Origin of the sequence: Candidatus Marithrix sp. Canyon 246, from assembly GCF_001723685.1 — a bacterium.
Taxonomy (GTDB): Bacteria; Pseudomonadota; Gammaproteobacteria; order Beggiatoales; family Beggiatoaceae; genus Marithrix.
The window spans coordinates 204,745-221,454 of record NZ_MCBX01000002.1; the positions used below are offsets into that span (position 1 = coordinate 204,745).

General features: G+C 37.9%; 14 protein-coding genes. 3 read left to right on the forward strand and 11 right to left on the reverse strand.

All coding sequences use genetic code 11. The features are described 5' to 3' along the window. Positions 1-20: 20 nt before the first annotated feature. The 10 genes from BHU68_RS02285 to rluC all read right to left on the reverse strand — a co-directional run bounded on the left by BHU68_RS02285 (position 21) and on the right by rluC (position 12,126). Complete coding sequence (locus tag BHU68_RS02285) at positions 21-1,451, reverse strand: VWA domain-containing protein (RefSeq protein WP_069469826.1); 1,431 nt, start codon at positions 1,449-1,451, stop codon at positions 21-23. A gap of 295 nt (positions 1,452-1,746) precedes the next feature. Then, entirely contained in the window at positions 1,747-3,261 is a 1,515-nt protein-coding gene (locus BHU68_RS02290) for an AAA family ATPase (RefSeq protein ID WP_069469827.1), read from the reverse strand. Between the two features lies 1 nt (position 3,262). After that, positions 3,263-5,125 (reverse strand): DmsC/YnfH family molybdoenzyme membrane anchor subunit, encoded by a 1,863-nt coding sequence (locus BHU68_RS02295; RefSeq protein WP_069469828.1) that lies wholly within the window; start codon positions 5,123-5,125, stop codon positions 3,263-3,265. Next, a complete protein-coding gene (locus BHU68_RS02300) occupies positions 5,125-7,329 on the reverse strand; it encodes a molybdopterin oxidoreductase family protein (RefSeq protein ID WP_069469829.1) in 2,205 nt (734 codons plus the stop codon). Before BHU68_RS02300 ends, BHU68_RS02295 begins: the two co-directional genes overlap by 1 nt. After that, on the reverse strand, positions 7,326-8,585 hold the full coding sequence (serS, locus tag BHU68_RS02305; RefSeq protein WP_069469830.1) for a serine--tRNA ligase: 1,260 nt from the start codon (positions 8,583-8,585) through the stop codon (positions 7,326-7,328). The genes BHU68_RS02300 and serS overlap by 4 nt, the downstream gene beginning before the upstream one ends. Further along, positions 8,578-8,934: a fluoride efflux transporter CrcB gene (gene crcB / locus BHU68_RS02310; protein WP_069469831.1), complete on the reverse strand. Its 357-nt coding sequence runs from the start codon at positions 8,932-8,934 to the stop codon at positions 8,578-8,580. The genes serS and crcB overlap by 8 nt, the downstream gene beginning before the upstream one ends. A 4-nt stretch (positions 8,935-8,938) precedes the next feature. Beyond that, a complete protein-coding gene (locus BHU68_RS02315) occupies positions 8,939-9,544 on the reverse strand; it encodes an SPOR domain-containing protein (RefSeq protein WP_069469832.1) in 606 nt (201 codons plus the stop codon). After that, a complete protein-coding gene (locus BHU68_RS02320; protein ID WP_069469833.1) occupies positions 9,544-10,509 on the reverse strand; it encodes a S49 family peptidase in 966 nt (321 codons plus the stop codon). The genes BHU68_RS02315 and BHU68_RS02320 overlap by 1 nt, the downstream gene beginning before the upstream one ends. Positions 10,510-10,523: 14 nt before the next feature. Beyond that, positions 10,524-11,168 (reverse strand): HAD family hydrolase, encoded by a 645-nt coding sequence (locus tag BHU68_RS02325; RefSeq protein ID WP_069469834.1) that lies wholly within the window; start codon positions 11,166-11,168, stop codon positions 10,524-10,526. Next, positions 11,155-12,126, reverse strand: a complete 972-nt coding sequence (gene rluC / locus BHU68_RS02330; protein ID WP_253181003.1) for a 23S rRNA pseudouridine(955/2504/2580) synthase RluC — start codon at positions 12,124-12,126, stop codon at positions 11,155-11,157. Before rluC ends, BHU68_RS02325 begins: the two co-directional genes overlap by 14 nt. 22 nt (positions 12,127-12,148) lie before the next feature. Between rluC and BHU68_RS02335 the strand changes: the two genes are divergently transcribed. Next, positions 12,149-14,065: an Rne/Rng family ribonuclease gene (locus tag BHU68_RS02335; protein WP_083234230.1), complete on the forward strand. Its 1,917-nt coding sequence runs from the start codon at positions 12,149-12,151 to the stop codon at positions 14,063-14,065. Here BHU68_RS02335 and BHU68_RS02340 read toward each other — a convergent pair. Then, positions 14,056-14,769 carry a YciK family oxidoreductase gene (locus tag BHU68_RS02340; protein ID WP_069469836.1) on the reverse strand — a complete coding sequence of 238 codons (714 nt, stop codon included), beginning with the start codon at positions 14,767-14,769 and terminating at the stop codon, positions 14,056-14,058. The genes BHU68_RS02335 and BHU68_RS02340 overlap by 10 nt on opposite strands. 41 nt (positions 14,770-14,810) lie before the next feature. Here BHU68_RS02340 and BHU68_RS02345 point away from each other — a divergent pair, with 41 nt between their 5' ends. Continuing rightward, entirely contained in the window at positions 14,811-15,965 is a 1,155-nt protein-coding gene (locus BHU68_RS02345; RefSeq protein ID WP_069469837.1) for a PP2C family protein-serine/threonine phosphatase, read from the forward strand. Positions 15,966-16,018: 53 nt separating this feature from the next. Continuing rightward, a complete protein-coding gene (locus tag BHU68_RS02350; RefSeq protein WP_083234923.1) occupies positions 16,019-16,696 on the forward strand; it encodes a class I SAM-dependent methyltransferase in 678 nt (225 codons plus the stop codon). The last annotated feature ends 14 nt before the right edge of the window (positions 16,697-16,710 follow it).

Below are 16,710 nucleotides of genomic sequence, written 5' to 3' on the forward strand. Positions count from 1 at the left end.
CCAATTGTAATGATAAACAATCATTTGAGTTCTATTCTATGCACTGGCTCACATAAATCCATCATAGCTTTTCCTTGCCAATTGCCTAATAATACTCCATGCACACGCAAGCCTTGTTGCTGTTTTGCTAGTGCAATCCGTTGCGACAAATCAGTTTGAGATGGAAAACGTCCATCACTAATCAATAAAATATCCGCATTTTGCCATTGTGCTGTACTTTGTTTTGCTAAGGCGCGTAATAAAGCTTGACTGACATCAGTACCGCCTTGAAAGCTTTGCTGTAAAAAACTCAACAAAGCAAGCACACCACCACGCTGTAAATTTAATTCATGTTCGATAATTTGTTCTGGTCCACTAAAAGCATAAACATAGCAGGCTCGTTGTTCAATTTGGGCAATCCGTAAGGCTTCCAAAGTTAAAGCTTTGGCTATGTATTCAGCTTCACCGTGCATTGATGCTGAGGTATCCAAACAGATAATAATTGGTCCATAGCCTAAATCTGTTGATTGTTCTTCTATTTGTTCTTCTGGCTGTTCTTGTAGTTCAACTTCAACATCTAAGCCGCGTAATTGATAGGTCAACAAGGTGTTTTCAGCACGTTTGGCATACCAAAGTGTTTTTAAACGTGGATGTCCTAATAAGGCAAGTTCACTGGGTAATAGACGACTTATGGCATCGCTACGCTGAATGCCACCCATTTCGTTGACTGCATAGGGTGTTATGGTTTCCTTTGCTTCTGGCATCAGGCGACGTAAGGGCGAGCTGATTTTTTCGCTACTGTTGATTTCACGCAAACGTCCTAGCATCGCCACAAGGCGTTGTAAATAGGGAAGTTGTTTTATCAGTTTGCGATAACGCACTATGTCACGCCAGCCTTGTGAGGCTAAAATACCTTGGCTTAAATCCCAACCACGTCCTAGAAACGCGCCTAATTCGGTCAAAGTTTCAGTTAATTCATCCCATTGTTCTGTTAATGTTTGCCATTCAGTTTCCAAATGTTCGGCTGTGTGTTCAGCTATAGCTGTAGAATCATTTTGGGGTACATGATCTGACTGTCTGTCTTCATCGGCAAAACTGGAATCTCGATCTCGAATCTTTTGCCGCTGTGCTAGTTTGTCAATACTGTCTTCAGGGTTGCCGCGTTTTTGGTTAAAATCTTCAGCACTAGTAATACCTTCTAAGATGCTTATCAAAACTTCATCAGTCAGTGTTTGTTGTTGATTACAATATTGTACAATATCTAAGGCTTCTAAACGTAATAAAATTTGCCGTTTGATCACTGCCTCTGGCCATTCCAGCTTGTTTTCATCTGGCAAGTTGCCTTGTAATAAGGCTTGCCGCCATTTTAAAATTCCGTGAACACGTGGCAGTAATTTGCCATGTGTATGTGTAATCACTGGCACATATAAAGCTTCTGGTAGTTCGTCTAGTACGGCAAATTTACATTCCATATATTTACTTTCATGTAGGGTGGGTAGAGCGAAAGCGATACGAAGTCAGCGAAGCTAAACCCACCATTTTCTTAGTTTGATATTAATTTACTTTCATGTAGGGTGGGTAAAACAAAAGCGATATGACAATCAGCGATACGCAGTCACGGAGCGGGCGGAGCAAGCTAAACTCACCATTTTCGCCAGGTGGGTTTAGCTTCGCTGACTTCGTATCGCTTTCGCTCTACCCACCCTACAAATATGATTTCACATCATACTAAGTAACGCTAATAAATTTAGGTCACACTTTTCCATACTATGATGCTAGCGTTTGATAGCTTACTAAAACTGTATGTAAACGTTTTGTTAGGCTTTTTGCTGCTTGCATGGATTCTGCTAGACTGTTAGCTGCATTTTCCATGAAACTGCTCATCACCCAGAGATGTTCACCCAAATTATGATCTAAGCTTGCATGTTGTTGTTCTAAAGCTGCGTATAAAGTCAAAAGTTCATCATGCAACAGTGTAATGTCTTGAACCCGACTGTTGATAAAGCTTTCTGGATGAGAAATTGGTGCCATTAGCGGTGTGTGTTCCTGCACTTGCACTAAACGGTTAGCTTGCTGTTGCACATATTGATTCAGGTGTACCCATTGTCCATTGATGTGACATTGTTCATAGGTATCGTCAAAAAATTGTTGACGCAATTCTTGTTTGCTATAGCCTTGCCCATCTTTAACATCAGGTGGTGCTAGATATAAAGCTTCACCGTTACGTTGACCCAAAATAGTTTGTTGTTTCAAGCTTGTAGTTTGACCTTGATCGTCTTGGTATAAGGGTTCGTCATTGGCATTGCGTTGTTGAGTTTGACTATGAGTGTCGGTCTTTAATGTTAATTCCCATGTTTTGACTAGTTTTTCTAGGCGATGGTGATTAAAGCCGCTACCAATACCAACATGTGCTACGTACCAATCGGCAATAGCTTGGCGTTGTTTAGGTTGTTCCCATAAGCAATGTTGCAACAACCAACAATCCCAAATTGATACAGTATCTTGTCCGTTGGTATAAGCTGATACTTTGAGTAATTTCACCGCTTTGCGCCAACGTCGATCAGAAACGCTGATGTTTTGTTGTTGCAAAAACCCATGCAATGCTTCTAGGAGCTGTAAGACATTATCCGGCAAGGCTAATTTCTCAGCTTGTTGCTGAATACTGATGATGTTGTCAGGATCAAGCCGTAAATCATCATCCGGTGGTGTGATTGCTGTTTCTGGTAGTTGTAATAAGTCTATAAATCGTTCTGCGGATACACCTTGGACTTGGTAACGGCAGAGGAAGCGGTCATATAAAGCGGCTAGTTCGGCTTCTTCTGGTAATTCATTGCTGGCTCCAATCACGGCTAATAATGGAATCTTGACACGCTGATCGCCATTATCAAATTCGCGTTCGTTCAACACTGTTAATAAGGCGTTTAGAATCGCGCTGTTGGCTTTGAATATTTCGTCAATAAAGGCTAAGGATGCGGTGGGCAAATAACCTTGGGTTATGCGTTCATAACGGTCGTTTTCTAAAGCTTTGATTGACAAAGGTCCAAATAACTCTTCAGGTACGGAAAAACGAGTTAGCAAACGCTCGAAATATTGTCCATCGCGAAAAGCAAGGTGCAAACGACGTGCTAAGATGCTTTTGGCAGTTCCCGGTTGTCCAATTAACAGGAAATGTTCGCCAGCCAAAACTGATAAAAATGCCAGTCGGATGGCGACATCACGTTCAATTAGATTGGTGCTTAGAGTATTGCGTAGAGCTTCTAATTGTTTTTTTAATGTGGGCATTTTATTTTCCGGTAAAAATCCAACGCACATGTAATATTATGTCTTTAATGCTGTTTTCACGCACGGTTTGTAGCAATTCCTTGAGATTAAATTTATGATGTCCTTCATAAACTACACCGACTTGTTCTCGTTCAGCCAAACCAATTTCACGTGCATGTTCGACAAAACCTTGGTTCTTCCAAAAAAACGCCCCGGGCATGGTGGTAGGAATAACTATAGCGAAGAATAAAATACGTTCTAAATAAGCGGCAACTAGTAAGGAAATACTCAAAACAATACCCATAGTCACGCTATTAAGTCCATAAACAGCAATTACGCTTAAAGCAATCAGATTCAAGCCAAATAGAGCATTACGTAAATAATAAGTGTTACCAAACACGGTTGTTTGAGTGTAATGTGATGCGCCGCCTTCACCAGTACCGCGTTTTAAATAACGCGCATGAAAATAAAAGCCCAAACTTTGAATGGCGATACCTATTGCAGCAATTAGCGACAAGGTTTTTAATGGTGGAGTTGTCATAAAACCAACAGTAAACCAAGCTATTATAAGGCTACCTAAACTGAGCATGGTAGCATAGAAGGCTGTAGCGGTTTGCCAATGATCCCAAAATGGACGCGCTGGAATCCGGTACAGTTTATACATATAAAATGAGCCTGCCGCAAATCCTAACAGTCCAATGATCGCAAAGGCATTTGCTGCCAAAATCGTTAGTGGATAACTAAATAGACTGAAAAAACTATAACCTGCCAAGCCAGCAAAAAATAAGGATACTCCGGCAATTTCTCGACTAACGGGCGATAAACGTAAATTGTTAAAGCCACGATAAAAACGGTGTGGTTTGCCTAAGTGCATGAGTAATTTAAATAAGCCAAAGCTCATCAGCACTAACATCATAGCTAATAATGGTATAAAAGCTGCTGATTGTTGAATCTCGCTACCAAGTAACAATAATACAAACATGCCCATCGAGGCTTGTACACTTAAAGTGAATAAGGCATGAGCGTTTTCGTGTGAACTGAGTAATTTACCCAGATTCCATTGCCGTTGATGTCCGTGTTTGTCATCGACTACCGACTCGTAACGCCCTGTGTCATCATTACGCATGTATTTTATCGGTGTATCGTCGATACGGGTGACTTCGCGTTGCAAGGTTTTGGTTTGCTGAAAACGAATGTTCGGTTGGGTAATATCAGGAGATGGAAAACCGGGAATTGATACTTCAGCTTGGCTACGGTTTTCTGGCACGTTTTCAATCACCCCAAAATCTAAGGCATTACCCAAACAGGCGGCGACACAGGCAGGTTTTAAACCAACTTCCAAACGATCTACGCACATATTGCATTTGGATACTTGACCTTTTACTGGATCTAATTGGGGTGCATTATAAGGACAAACCCATGTACAGTAACCACAACCAAAACAAACATCAGGATCTTGTAAAACCGCACCGTATTCTGCAAATTTGGTATAAGCACGAGTCGGGCAACCTTTTAGACACACTGGATCGGTGCAATGGTTACAAGCCATAGAAATATTCAAACGTTCATAGGCTGGATAACTACCACTTTCGACAAAACCTACTGAGCGAAAGGCAATATGGGCTGGATTGTCATTTTTCTCGCTACAGGCTGCTTCACAGGCATGACAAAAAATACAGTTGTCAGCATTGAGGAAAAAGCCATGTTGCTTATAACGATTTGGGTTTTGTTGTTGCTGTATTTCATCGTTGATGATGAAATCTTGTTCACGCAAAACATCGTTTTCAGGAGCAGTTTCAATTTTTTTGCCGTAGCGGTTTTCGACTTTGGTTTCTTGGTCCCATAAATGGGCATATTTAGGTTCGTCGCTGCGTACTTGAAACATTAGAAATCTCTCCGTTTCATGCTCATTTTCGCTGCGGCTTTTTGATCAGCGAGTAATTCAATCCGAACGGCTGATTGCTTATAAGCTGGTTGCCGTGAATGAGGATCAAGTAAGCCCAAGGTTAAACGATTGACGCAATCGTGATAATGAAAGGGGATAAAGGTCATGTTAGGAGGTACACGTTGGGTTAATTGTGCCATCACCACCGCATCACCACGCCGCGAAACACAACGCACGTATTCACCTTGGCGAATACCTAATTCATGGGCAGCGTCTGGGTTAATTTCCATATAGGGAATAGGACTGTATTTATTGTTGTTGCCAAGTTTGCCGGTTTTGGTGCGAGTGTGAAAATGTTCCACTACTCGCCCTGTATTGAGCCAATACGGAAAATCATCATCTGGAACTTCGTTATTGTCAATAAATGGAAGTGGAATCAGTTTAGCGCGACCGTCGGCATAAGAGAAGGTGCCATCTTCAGTGTATAAACGTTTGCCGCCGGGTTTGGGAGCTTCACCACGTTCTGCTTGAGCTTCGGTATAAGGCCATTGAATACCACGATTTTGTTCAATTTTGTCATGATCCATGCCGGAAATATCAACTAAACGGCCTTTTGATAATTCTGCCATTTCATTAAATACTTCAGCCGGTGCTTCAGGAAACTCTGGTTTTTTCGCTTGTGGAAAGTGTTTGGATAATTCGTTAAAAATCCACAAATCTGATTTAGAATTGCCGTGTGGCTGTGTGGCTTGACGCACTATGTTGACGCGCCGCTCGGTGTTGGTAAACACACCTTCTTTTTCTGCCCAAGTGGCTGCTGGTAAATATAAATGTGCGTATTGGGTGGTTTCTACATCAGCATAGGAATCCTGTACTACCAGATATTCTAATTTGGCAAGAGTTTTGCGAATCCGTGCTGTATTAGCCATCGAAGTCATTGGATTGGTAGCCACTAGCCATAAACCTTTGATTTCTCCAGTTTCAATTGCAGGAAAAATATCGGTTTCGGTTAAACCACGTTGTTTGGGGAAAAATTCAGAGTCAATGCCCCAAAAATTGGCAATTTCTTCGCGTTCTTCTGGGTTTTCCAAATAACGATAGCCGGGTAAACCGGAACAGGATGACCATTCGCGCGTACCCATAGCGTTGCATTGTCCAGTAATTGATAAACTGGTGCCGCCTTGTTTGCCTATATTGCCAGTAACTAAATTTAGATTATTGATACCAACAACGCCATCAGAACCATGTGTGGATTGGTTAATGCCCATTGTCCAGATGCTCATAGCGGAACCAGCTTTGGCATACAAACGTGCTACGGTACGGATAGTATCTTCATCAATACCACAAATTTTGGAAGCAGTAACTGGGTCGTATTTTTGCACCTCATTTTCCAATTGTTCAAAACCATTGGTATTGGCTTGGATGTAATCACGATCTTCCAAACCTTCATCCAGAATGACGTGCATCATGGCGTTCAACAGCACCACATCAGTACCCGGAGTTATTGGTAAGTGCATATCAGCACTTTGTGCTAAAGCTGTGACTCGCGGATCAACCACGATCAAGGGGAATTTGCGTTTTTCCTGCGCTTCTTTCATGCGCCAATATATAATGGGATGTTGTTCTGGCAGATTGGAACCAAAGGCAATCAGTGCATCGGTGTGTTCAAAATCTTCATAACAACCGGGAGGTCCATCGGAACCAAAGGAGCGTTTATAACCTGATACTGCTGAAGCCATACACAAGGTGGTATTGCCATCATAATTGTTAGTGCCAATCACGCCACGGGTGAGTTTTCCGAGAGTGTAGAACTCTTCGGTCAACAGTTGTCCGGTTGAGACAATAGCAAAGGAATCACGTCCCCATGTTTTTTGGATGCGTAGAATTTCTGCCGCCATAGTTTTGAAGGCACTATCCCAATCAGTTTCACTATAGCCTTCATGAGTATGTTCGCGGATTAAGGGATTATCTCCGCGCCCTGATGATTCAAATAGTTCATGTTCAAAAATCCCTTTTACACACAGTTTACCGCGATTCACATCTGCACCACTGACACCGCGCGAAGCCACTGGTTTGCCTTCGGCATTCACGCCAACTTCAATGGCACAACCTGTAGAACAATAACCACAGGTTGAATAAATCCATTTTTCTACGCCTTTATCGACGATTTTGATCTTTTTTTTCTGTCCTCTACCAAATATCATAATTCTTTACTCCCATTCATATATTTTTGTAATACCGTAGGTATAGCTATACGCCCATTTGCATCTTGATAATTTTCCATTATCGCAACTAAGGTACGCCCTACAGCTAATCCAGAACCATTTACTGTGTGTACTAGTGATGGTTTTTTAGCTTCAGGGTTGCGCCAACGAGCTTTCATACGTCGTGCTTGAAAGGCTTCAAAGTTACTGCATGAGGAAATTTCACGATAATTTTGTTGCCCCGGTAGCCATACTTCTAAGTCATAGGTTTTAGCCGCTGAAAATCCTAAGTCGCCTGTACATAGTGATACTACGCGATAAGGTAATTCTAAGGCTTGTAATACTTTTTCTGCATTTGCAGTTAGTTCTTCTAATGCTTGGTAAGATTCTTCTGGTTTAACTATTTGGACTAATTCAACTTTTTCAAATTGGTGTTGACGAATCATGCCACGTGTATCTTTGCCATAGCTACCTGCTTCTCGACGAAAACATGGGGTATGTGCAACAAATTTGGCTGGCAGACTGTCTGCTGATAATATTTCATTGCGGACAATATTTGTTACTGGAACTTCGCCAGTCGGAATTAGATAATAAGCTTCTTCTTCTGATATTTTAAATAAATCTTCTGCAAATTTGGGTAATTGCCCAGTTCCTCTCAAACTGTCTGCATTTACTATATAAGGTACATTAACTTCCTCATAGCCATGTTGTTCGCTGTGTAAATCTAGCATAAATTGAATTAATGCCCGATGTAATCTAGCAACCGAACCGCGTAATACTGAAAAACGTGAGCCAGTAATTTTAGCCGCTGTTTCAAAATCCAATATTCCTAAATCCACATGATCTTTAACTGCAAATTCAAATTGCTTTACATTGCCCCAACGACGGATTTCGATATTGTCATTTTCACTAGCTCCAATTGGCACTGTTTCATCAGGAATATTAGGTATCCCCATCAGTATAGTGTTTAATTCGTTTTGAATTTGTTCTAATTCAGTTGCACGAGATTTTAATAGTTCTCCTAGTTGAGAAACGTTTTTGAATAATTCTGAAACATCTTTACCTGCCGCTTTGGCTTTGCCAATTGCTTTAGAATGATTTTTACGTTCACTTTGTAATTTTTCAGTTTCAATTTGGCATTGTTTACGATCTTCTTCAAGCTCAGCTAGACGAGTTTGATCTATTACAAATCCTCGTTGCGCTAATTTTTGTGCTACTTCTGTTAAATTGTTGCGTAATAATTGTGGATCAAGCATATTTTATTAATTGTTTCGCGATTTGTATTCCTAACCAAGTTGCAAATAAACATACTACAACATTTAAAAATATATTTAAAAACGCTTGTGTATGTTCCTTGGCTAATAATAAATTCAAGGTTTCCAAAGAAAAGGTAGAAAAGGTGGTAAATGCTCCTAACATGCCAATCATTAAAAATGGTCGTAATTCTACATGACGTTCTAATAGTAGAATATATAAAAAACCGATTAGAAATGATCCTAAGACATTTACGGCTAAGGTGCCATAAGGTGCAGATATATTACTGGATACTAAAAAACGTAAGGTGGCACCTATAGCACCACCAATCGCTATTAGTAATATATTCATGTTGTTAATTGATTTTTTTTATAGCTGGTTTTACGTGTAAGGATCTACGCAATTCACGAGATTGTTGTTTGACTATATTACGATCAGTTTCTGGGGCAAGTCGCACCAGAAACCATTTGCCCATAGGAATAATATAAACTTCTGGTGCAATATTTTTATCTTGAATCTGTTGGGCAAAACTTTGAGCGCGTTCTTCACTTCTAAAAGCTGCTGCTTGTATGTACCATTTAGTTTCGCCATCATTGTCTGCATATAACTCAGATGGTGAATTAAAGACATTTTGAAAATTCTCGGGTTGCATGGCGTTGCCATCAAGATCAAGAAATACGAAACTTGCAGGAAGTCTTTTGTTGGTAACACTAGCACGAACTTGATTGATTTTTTTAGTGGCTGTGCTTGTAGAAGTAGCCACTGTTATAGAATCAAGTTCTTCATCTTGCTTTGCAGGTTCAAGTACATAGCCTTTTGGAACGCTAGCAAATCCTAGCACTAACTTTAAGCTACTGTAAATTAATAACATTATTATAAATAATGTTATTCCACCTACGAGACGTTGTTTTGGATCGTAGGTATCTGCATTAGCACGACGCATCATATTACGTTGTTGCATTATTTTAATGTGGTTGCATTAAACTGTTCAGAAATGGTATTTGCCATAGTTGCCCCAATACGTTCAGCAAAGCGATCAAATAAATTATCTTCATGGGTAAAGTTTTTGATTTTTTTAGTTTTTATAATTTCGCGTGCTAGATATCTGCTACTAGCTAAACCATCAATTAACCCTAATTCTAAGGCTTGTTCACCTGTCCATACTAAACCTGTATATAATTCTGGGTTATCTAGTAAATGTGATTGACCTTTTGCTTCCAAGCTTTTTTTGCGCCCTTTTTTGACTTGGTTAATAAATTGTTGATGAATCTCTCCAAGTAATACTTTGACATGTTTAATATCAGATTCTTTAGTTGGTGAGAATGGATCTAAAAAACCTTTACTTTTGCCGGCTGTTAGTAAGCGACGTTCAATACCTAAATCTTCCATTGCTTTGACAAATCCAAATCCACTCATCAATACTCCAATTGATCCTATAATTGTAGCTTTATCAGCATAGATTTTATCTGCTGCTACTGCAATATAGTAACCACCAGAGGCGCATAAATCAGTAGCAACTGCATATAATGGAATTTTTGGATATTTTTTACGTAATCGCTTAATTTCATCATTGATATATCCAGATTGTACTGGGCTACCACCGGGGCTATTTATACGGAGAATAACTGCCTTGGTATTTGTATCTTTAAAGGCTTTACCTAATCCAGAAATTATGTTATCAGCACTAGCATCAGCATTAGCGGCAATTATTCCATTGATTTCAACCAATGCGGTATGCTTTTCTGATGTTGTATGTGGATCTTGTAACCATTCAGGATTTATAATCGTTATATAAGATATAAATAGATAGATAAAGAATAAAGATATAAAGAAGATACGCCAGCGTCGTGTTCGACGTTGCTCATTAAGCGTTGCAAAGGCTAGACGATTTAATGTATCGCGTTCCCAATTGTTTTCTGATGACATATTTGTTGTAATCCTTATATAAATTGCGATAGTTTTGATAAACTATCTATGCATGTTAATGGTTTATATTGTAATAATCGGCTTTTACCATGTACGCCGAAGCTCACGGCAATTGATGCAACTTTGGCGTTATTAGCCATTTCTAAATCATATTCACTATCACCTATCATAACAGTTTGTTCTGCTGAGAAATCTAATTCTTGCATAATTTCTTGTAACATCAAAGGATTTGGTTTCGATGCTGTTTCTTCAGCACAACGAGTGCTATGAAAAAAATGAGCCAAATTATTTTCTTCTAAAGCTTCAGTTAAACTTCTACGCCCTTTACCAGTAGCAACCGCTAAAGAATAGTCTTTGCTATGTAATTCTTGCAATAGCTCAATAGCTCCCGGAAATAATGGAGATGCTAAAGCATTAGCGTCAAAAAAATGATGACGATAACAATTTGCTAACTTTGTATTTTCTGATGCTGATAGTTCAGGATATAAAACCATAATGGCTTGTTCTAAACCTAAGCCTATTATATTACGAATTTGGTCTGAAGTACGCTGTTCTATACCTAATTCTGCACTCGCGGTTTGCATACTATTGATGATGCGTGCCTGTGAATCCATCAGGGTGCCATCCCAATCGAACACTATTAAATTATATTTTGACATCTAAATTATTTACAACCTGTTGTAAAGATGGTGGTAATGGTGCTTCGATACTTAGATGATACTTGATCTCTGGTAAATCAATATCCAATTTACTTGCATGTAAAAATAAATGTTTTAAATTATAATCATGGCGCATTTGTTGATTGAAGCTATCATTACCATATTTATTATCACCTGCAATTGGATTTCCTACATGGGCTGCATGTACACGAATTTGATGAGTACGCCCTGTTAAAAGCTTAACTTTTAATAAAGTCGTTGTGGCAAATTGTCGTTCAATGCTAAACTGAGTAATTGCAGATTTGCCATCAGGGCTAACACGAACAATGCGTTCTCCTGATTTTAAAACATTTTTACGCAATGGAGCATTTACTTGTGTTCGGCGAGGTTTCCAATGCCCTTGTACTAAAGCTAGATACTGTTTATGTATTTCTCCACAACGTAGCAAATTATGTAAGCGTCGTAACATACTATGTTTTTTGGCTATCATTAAACAGCCAGAAGTTTCGCGATCTAAACGGTGTACCAGCTCTAAAGATGGGGCTTTAGGATATAAAACACGTAAACCCTCAATAACACCACCGTTAATACCAGTACCTCCATGTACTGCAATGCCGCTAGGTTTATTTATGATTAGTATAAGGTCATCTTCATATAAAGTAGCATTGGCTAGTTCTGTCAAGCGATTAGCATTAGGAACTTTAGGGATAATAGTTTGACATTTTATAGGTGGTAAACGTAAAACATCGTTAGCATTAAGACGATAACTCGGTTTAATACGACCCTTATTAATACGAACTTCTCCAGTACGCAAGATTCGATAAATATGACTTTTTGGCACACCTTTCAGGTGGGTATATAAAAAATTATCAATACGTTGCCCAGCCTTATTTGCCGAAATTTCCAGATAAGTTACAGATTTCTGTTTGATACTCATAATGAAAAGTATATCAGACATGAAAAAAAAGGATTAAATTTTAATGAAAAGAATTTTAATAAATGCCACTCAGCCAGAGGAATTGCGTGTTGCAACGGTTGATGGTCAAAAATTGGATAATCTCGATATAGAGACTACTACACGTAAACAGAATAAATCCAATATTTATAAAGCTATAATAACACGCATTGAACCAAGTCTTGAAGCCGCTTTTGTTGATTTTGGCGCAAATCGGCATGGTTTTTTACCATTGAAGGATGTTTCTCGTAGTTATTTCACTCCTTCTGATTCTGCAAAAGATGTAAATGAACGTTTACATATCAAGGATCTGCTTCATGAAGGGCAAGAGTTAATTGTACAAGTTGATAAAGCAGAACGCGGCAATAAAGGAGCTGCTTTAACTACTTTTATTAGTTTAGCAGGGCGTTATTTAGTATTAATGCCCAATAACCCTAGAGCTGGCGGTGTTTCTCGTCGTATTGAAGGTGATGATCGTAGTGAGGCGCGAGAAGTTTTAAGTACTTTAGCAATACCTACTGGTATGGGGTTAATTTTACGTACCGCTGGAGTTAATAAAACTGCTGAAGAATTAAAATGGGATTTAGAATATTTATTGCAATTATGGCAGGCAATAGAAAATTCTGCACAACCCCATCCTGCACCTTTTTTGATTTATCAGGAAAGTAATGTCATTATTCGTGCGATTCGTGACTATTTACGTGAAGATATTAATGAAATCCTAATTGATAACCTAGATATTTATGAGGAAGCTTATGCTTTCATGCAGCAAGTGATGCCGCAGTATCTGAATAAAGTTAAACTTTATGAGGATAAGGTTCCACTGTTTACACGTTATCAAATTGAAAGTCAAATTGAATCAGCGTTTCAACGTGAAGTCAAATTACCATCTGGTGGAGCAATTGTTTTAGATCATACTGAGGCTTTATTGTCAATTGACATTAATTCAGCGCGTTCTACTAAAGGTGTCGATATTGAAGAAACTGCGCTAACTACTAATTTAGAGGCAGTTGATGAAGTTGCTAGACAATTACGCTTACGTGATTTAGGCGGTTTGGTTGTTATAGATTTTATTGATATGTTGAGTCATAAAAATCAGCGTGAAGTTGAGACTCGTATGAAAGAAGCCTTAAAAATGGATAGGGCGCGAGTACAAATTGGACGTATTTCACGTTTTGGTTTATTAGAAATGTCTAGGCAACGTTTACGCCCTTCACTTGGTGAGTCTAGTCATAATATCTGCCCTCGTTGTAATGGGCAAGGTACTATTCGTAGTGTTGAATCTTTATCGCTTTCTATTTTACGTGTGATGGAAGAAGAGGCGATGAAAGAAAAAACTGATAAGCTGATTACAGAAGTGCCAGTAGAAGTGGCTACTTATTTGCTGAATGAAAAACGACAAGCTATTTTGGATATTGAAGAGCGTCAACAAATTAATATTTTGTTAATACCTAATGTTAATCTTGAAACGCCTAATTATTCACTACAACGTCTTAGAATGGATGAGAAAGCTAGTAATACTAGTTATAAATTAGTAACATCTCCAGAAAAATCTCAAGCATATAATTATCAGGATGATAATAAAAATAAAACCAATAAGCCGGAAGAAGAACCGGCTGTTAAAGATGTCAGTCACACAACACCGCCAATAATTAGTCAAGATTTGAAGAAAAAACAATCTTCCTTTAAACGTTTTTGGAAGAAGATTTTTACTAAAAAATCCAAGTCAGATCCTATTGTAGCGGCTGATACGAATTCTAATAAGTCACAGAATAATACTAAATCTAAGGCATCACATAAACGTTCACGTTCAAAACGCTACAATAACAATAACAATAACAATAATTTTTCTATGGAAATAAAAAGAACGGATGCTAATCGTTCTAACAATTATGCACGTCGTAATCGTCGTCGTAAACGTACTGAACCATCTCAATCTTGAGCATTTAATGCTTTGCCATTAATATCTGAAGTCATAAGATAAAGATATTGTGACATAATTTTCTCTGGTGGTGGTACTGTATTGCTATCTTTTGCAGGATATGCAGCAGCCCACATGGCTGTTCTAACATCGCCGGGGTTGATACTATTTACTCTAATCTTAGTATTAGATTCAAGTTCATCTGCTAATATTTGCATCATTCCTTCAATAGCAAATTTGGATACTGAATATGCTCCCCAATAGGCTTTGCCTTGTCTTCCAACTTCTGATGATGTAAAAATTATTGAAGCATCTGAAGAGCGTTTCATTAGGTTTAAACAAGCTTTTGTAAGTAAAAATGGTGCATTAACATTGATTTGCATAACTTTGTACCATTGATTTATATCATATAATTCTAATGGTGTTAATGTACCTAAAATAGCTGCATTATGTAATAAACCATCAAGTTTGCCAAATTCTTTATCTAAGCTATTAGCAAGTTGTTCATAATCATGAGGTGTCGCTCCTTCCAAATCTATTGGATAAATTGCCGCTTGTGGATAGCCTGCTTGTTCGATTTCGTCATAAAGACTTTCTAATTTTTTAATGGTGCGCCCTAATAAGATAACGGTAGCTCCATGTTCAGCAAATGTTTTTGCCGCTGCACGCCCAATACCATCACCAGCACCTGTAACTAGAATTATACGATCAGTAAGTTTAGACATAAGTTTTATTTATCGGAATGACTATTGCTAAATTATAACATATGAAGAAAATCTTACTTGTCGAGGATGCCTTAGATACACGATATATTTTATCTATGACTCTGCAAAAATATGGTTATGAAGTCATAACAGCAGAAAATGGAGAACAGGCTTGGGAAATTTTACAACAACAAACTGATATTCAATTAGTGTTAAGCGATTGGATGATGCCGCTAATGGATGGAGTGCAATTATGTAAAAAGATTCGTAATAAACAGGATTGGCATTGTTATATTTATTTTATATTGCTAACTGCTAAAGACGATAAAGATTCATTAATTCAAGGAATGGAAGCAGGGGCTGATGATTTTTTATTAAAACCTGTAAATATTAATGAATTACGTGTGCGTCTAAATGCAGGAAATCGTATAATTCAATTAGAAAAAACTTTAGAGTGTAGTAAACAGAAAGTGCAACAGGCTTATGATCAAATTAGTCTGGATTTAGAATCTGCCGCTAAAATGCAACAGGCTTTATTACCCAAACCGGGTAGATTAGGCAATATTGAGTTTGATTGGATTTTTTGCCCTTATCGTTTTGTTGCTGGTGATATGTTTAATTATTTTGAGTTAAATGATAAATATTTAGGCTTTTATCAATTGGATGTTGCAGGGCATGGAGTGAGTTCAGCTTTATTGTCATTTACTGTGCATCATAGAATTATGAATAGTTTATTGTTAAATAATAATATTCCTATTGCACCTGAAGAGATAGTTGCTGCTTTAAATGAAGAGTTTCAGAATTCTTTAGATAATTATTTCACCATGATTTATGGTTATATAAATAAAGATAGTGGTGAAGTTTGTTTAACTCAAGCAGGGCATCCTAAACCAATATTTGTTTCAGGTTCAAATGCTAAATTATATGGTGAAGGTGGATTTCCCGTAGGAATGTTACCAGATTTAGAATATCAAAGTTTTAAATTACAATTAGAAATTGGTGATCGCTTTTTTATTTATTCTGATGGTGTGACTGAGTGTATGAATAGTGAAAATGAGCAATTTTCAGAATCGCGCTTTATGTGTTTATTAGAACAATATCATGATTTATCTTTAGATGCTTTATTAAAAAAAATAGATATAGAGTTACGAAATTGGCGTAAGGAAGTGCCATTTGATGATGATGTTACATTGTTAGCTTTTGAGAGAATGGTTTAAAATATGATAATATGACTAAGTCGTCATAATATTATTATAAAGGAAATTAGTGCGTGATTCAACGTCATATATTAAAAGTAGTAGCTAAAATTCGTGAATTAGGTTTGTCACGAGCATTCGTTAATTTCGGTAGAGAATCCACTTTAACTGATAATAAACCATTTAAAAAATCAGAGTTACCGGGATGGGTATTATTTGCACGTGAAACAGTGCGTAATCCTAGAGTAATGGGCACCTGTTGGTCAAGTTCACCTAATTTGGCTAATGCAATTGCAGCTTTTGTACCTGATAAAAAAGGTATAGTAATAGAATTAGGTAGTGGCACTGGTATTGTAACTGAGGCATTATTAAATAATGGTATTGCTGCTGAGCGTGTAATTGCAATTGAGCAATCACCTGAATTAACAAAACATGTACGTAAACGTTGCCCAAATGTACGTGTAATCAATGGTGATGCTTTACATTTAGAAGATTTATTGGGTGATGATTTTAAACGTGTGACTACTATTGTATCTAGTTTACCATTTCGTTCATTACCACATGCAGTTAGGCATGGTATTATTAAACAGATTGATCAAGCATTGCCTAAAAATGGTTTATTAATTCAATTTACTTATGATTTGACTGGGCGCAGTATGTCTTTACCACATCATTTGAAACGTGTATCTCATAAAATTATTTGGGGTAATTTTCCACCAGCACGTATTGATGTATATCGTCAGCAACGATAAAGCGTTTCAGGGTT

Excerpts from the sequence above, each read along its gene's own strand:
- BHU68_RS02285 (WP_069469826.1), bottom strand. The coding sequence starts at position 1,451 with ATGGAATGTAAATTTGCCGTACTAGACGAACTACCAGAAGCTTTATAT.
- BHU68_RS02290 (WP_069469827.1), bottom strand. The coding sequence starts at position 3,261 with ATGCCCACATTAAAAAAACAATTAGAAGCTCTACGCAATACTCTAAGC.
- BHU68_RS02295 (WP_069469828.1), bottom strand. The coding sequence starts at position 5,125 with ATGTTTCAAGTACGCAGCGACGAACCTAAATATGCCCATTTATGGGAC.
- BHU68_RS02300 (WP_069469829.1), bottom strand. The coding sequence starts at position 7,329 with ATGATATTTGGTAGAGGACAGAAAAAAAAGATCAAAATCGTCGATAAA.
- serS (WP_069469830.1), bottom strand. The coding sequence starts at position 8,585 with ATGCTTGATCCACAATTATTACGCAACAATTTAACAGAAGTAGCACAA.
- crcB (WP_069469831.1), bottom strand. The coding sequence starts at position 8,934 with ATGAATATATTACTAATAGCGATTGGTGGTGCTATAGGTGCCACCTTA.
- BHU68_RS02315 (WP_069469832.1), bottom strand. The coding sequence starts at position 9,544 with ATGCAACAACGTAATATGATGCGTCGTGCTAATGCAGATACCTACGAT.
- BHU68_RS02320 (WP_069469833.1), bottom strand. The coding sequence starts at position 10,509 with ATGTCATCAGAAAACAATTGGGAACGCGATACATTAAATCGTCTAGCC.
- BHU68_RS02325 (WP_069469834.1), bottom strand. The coding sequence starts at position 11,168 with ATGTCAAAATATAATTTAATAGTGTTCGATTGGGATGGCACCCTGATG.
- rluC (WP_253181003.1), bottom strand. The coding sequence starts at position 12,126 with ATGTCTGATATACTTTTCATTATGAGTATCAAACAGAAATCTGTAACT.
- BHU68_RS02335 (WP_083234230.1), top strand. The coding sequence starts at position 12,149 with ATGAAAAGAATTTTAATAAATGCCACTCAGCCAGAGGAATTGCGTGTT.
- BHU68_RS02340 (WP_069469836.1), bottom strand. The coding sequence starts at position 14,769 with ATGTCTAAACTTACTGATCGTATAATTCTAGTTACAGGTGCTGGTGAT.
- BHU68_RS02345 (WP_069469837.1), top strand. The coding sequence starts at position 14,811 with ATGAAGAAAATCTTACTTGTCGAGGATGCCTTAGATACACGATATATT.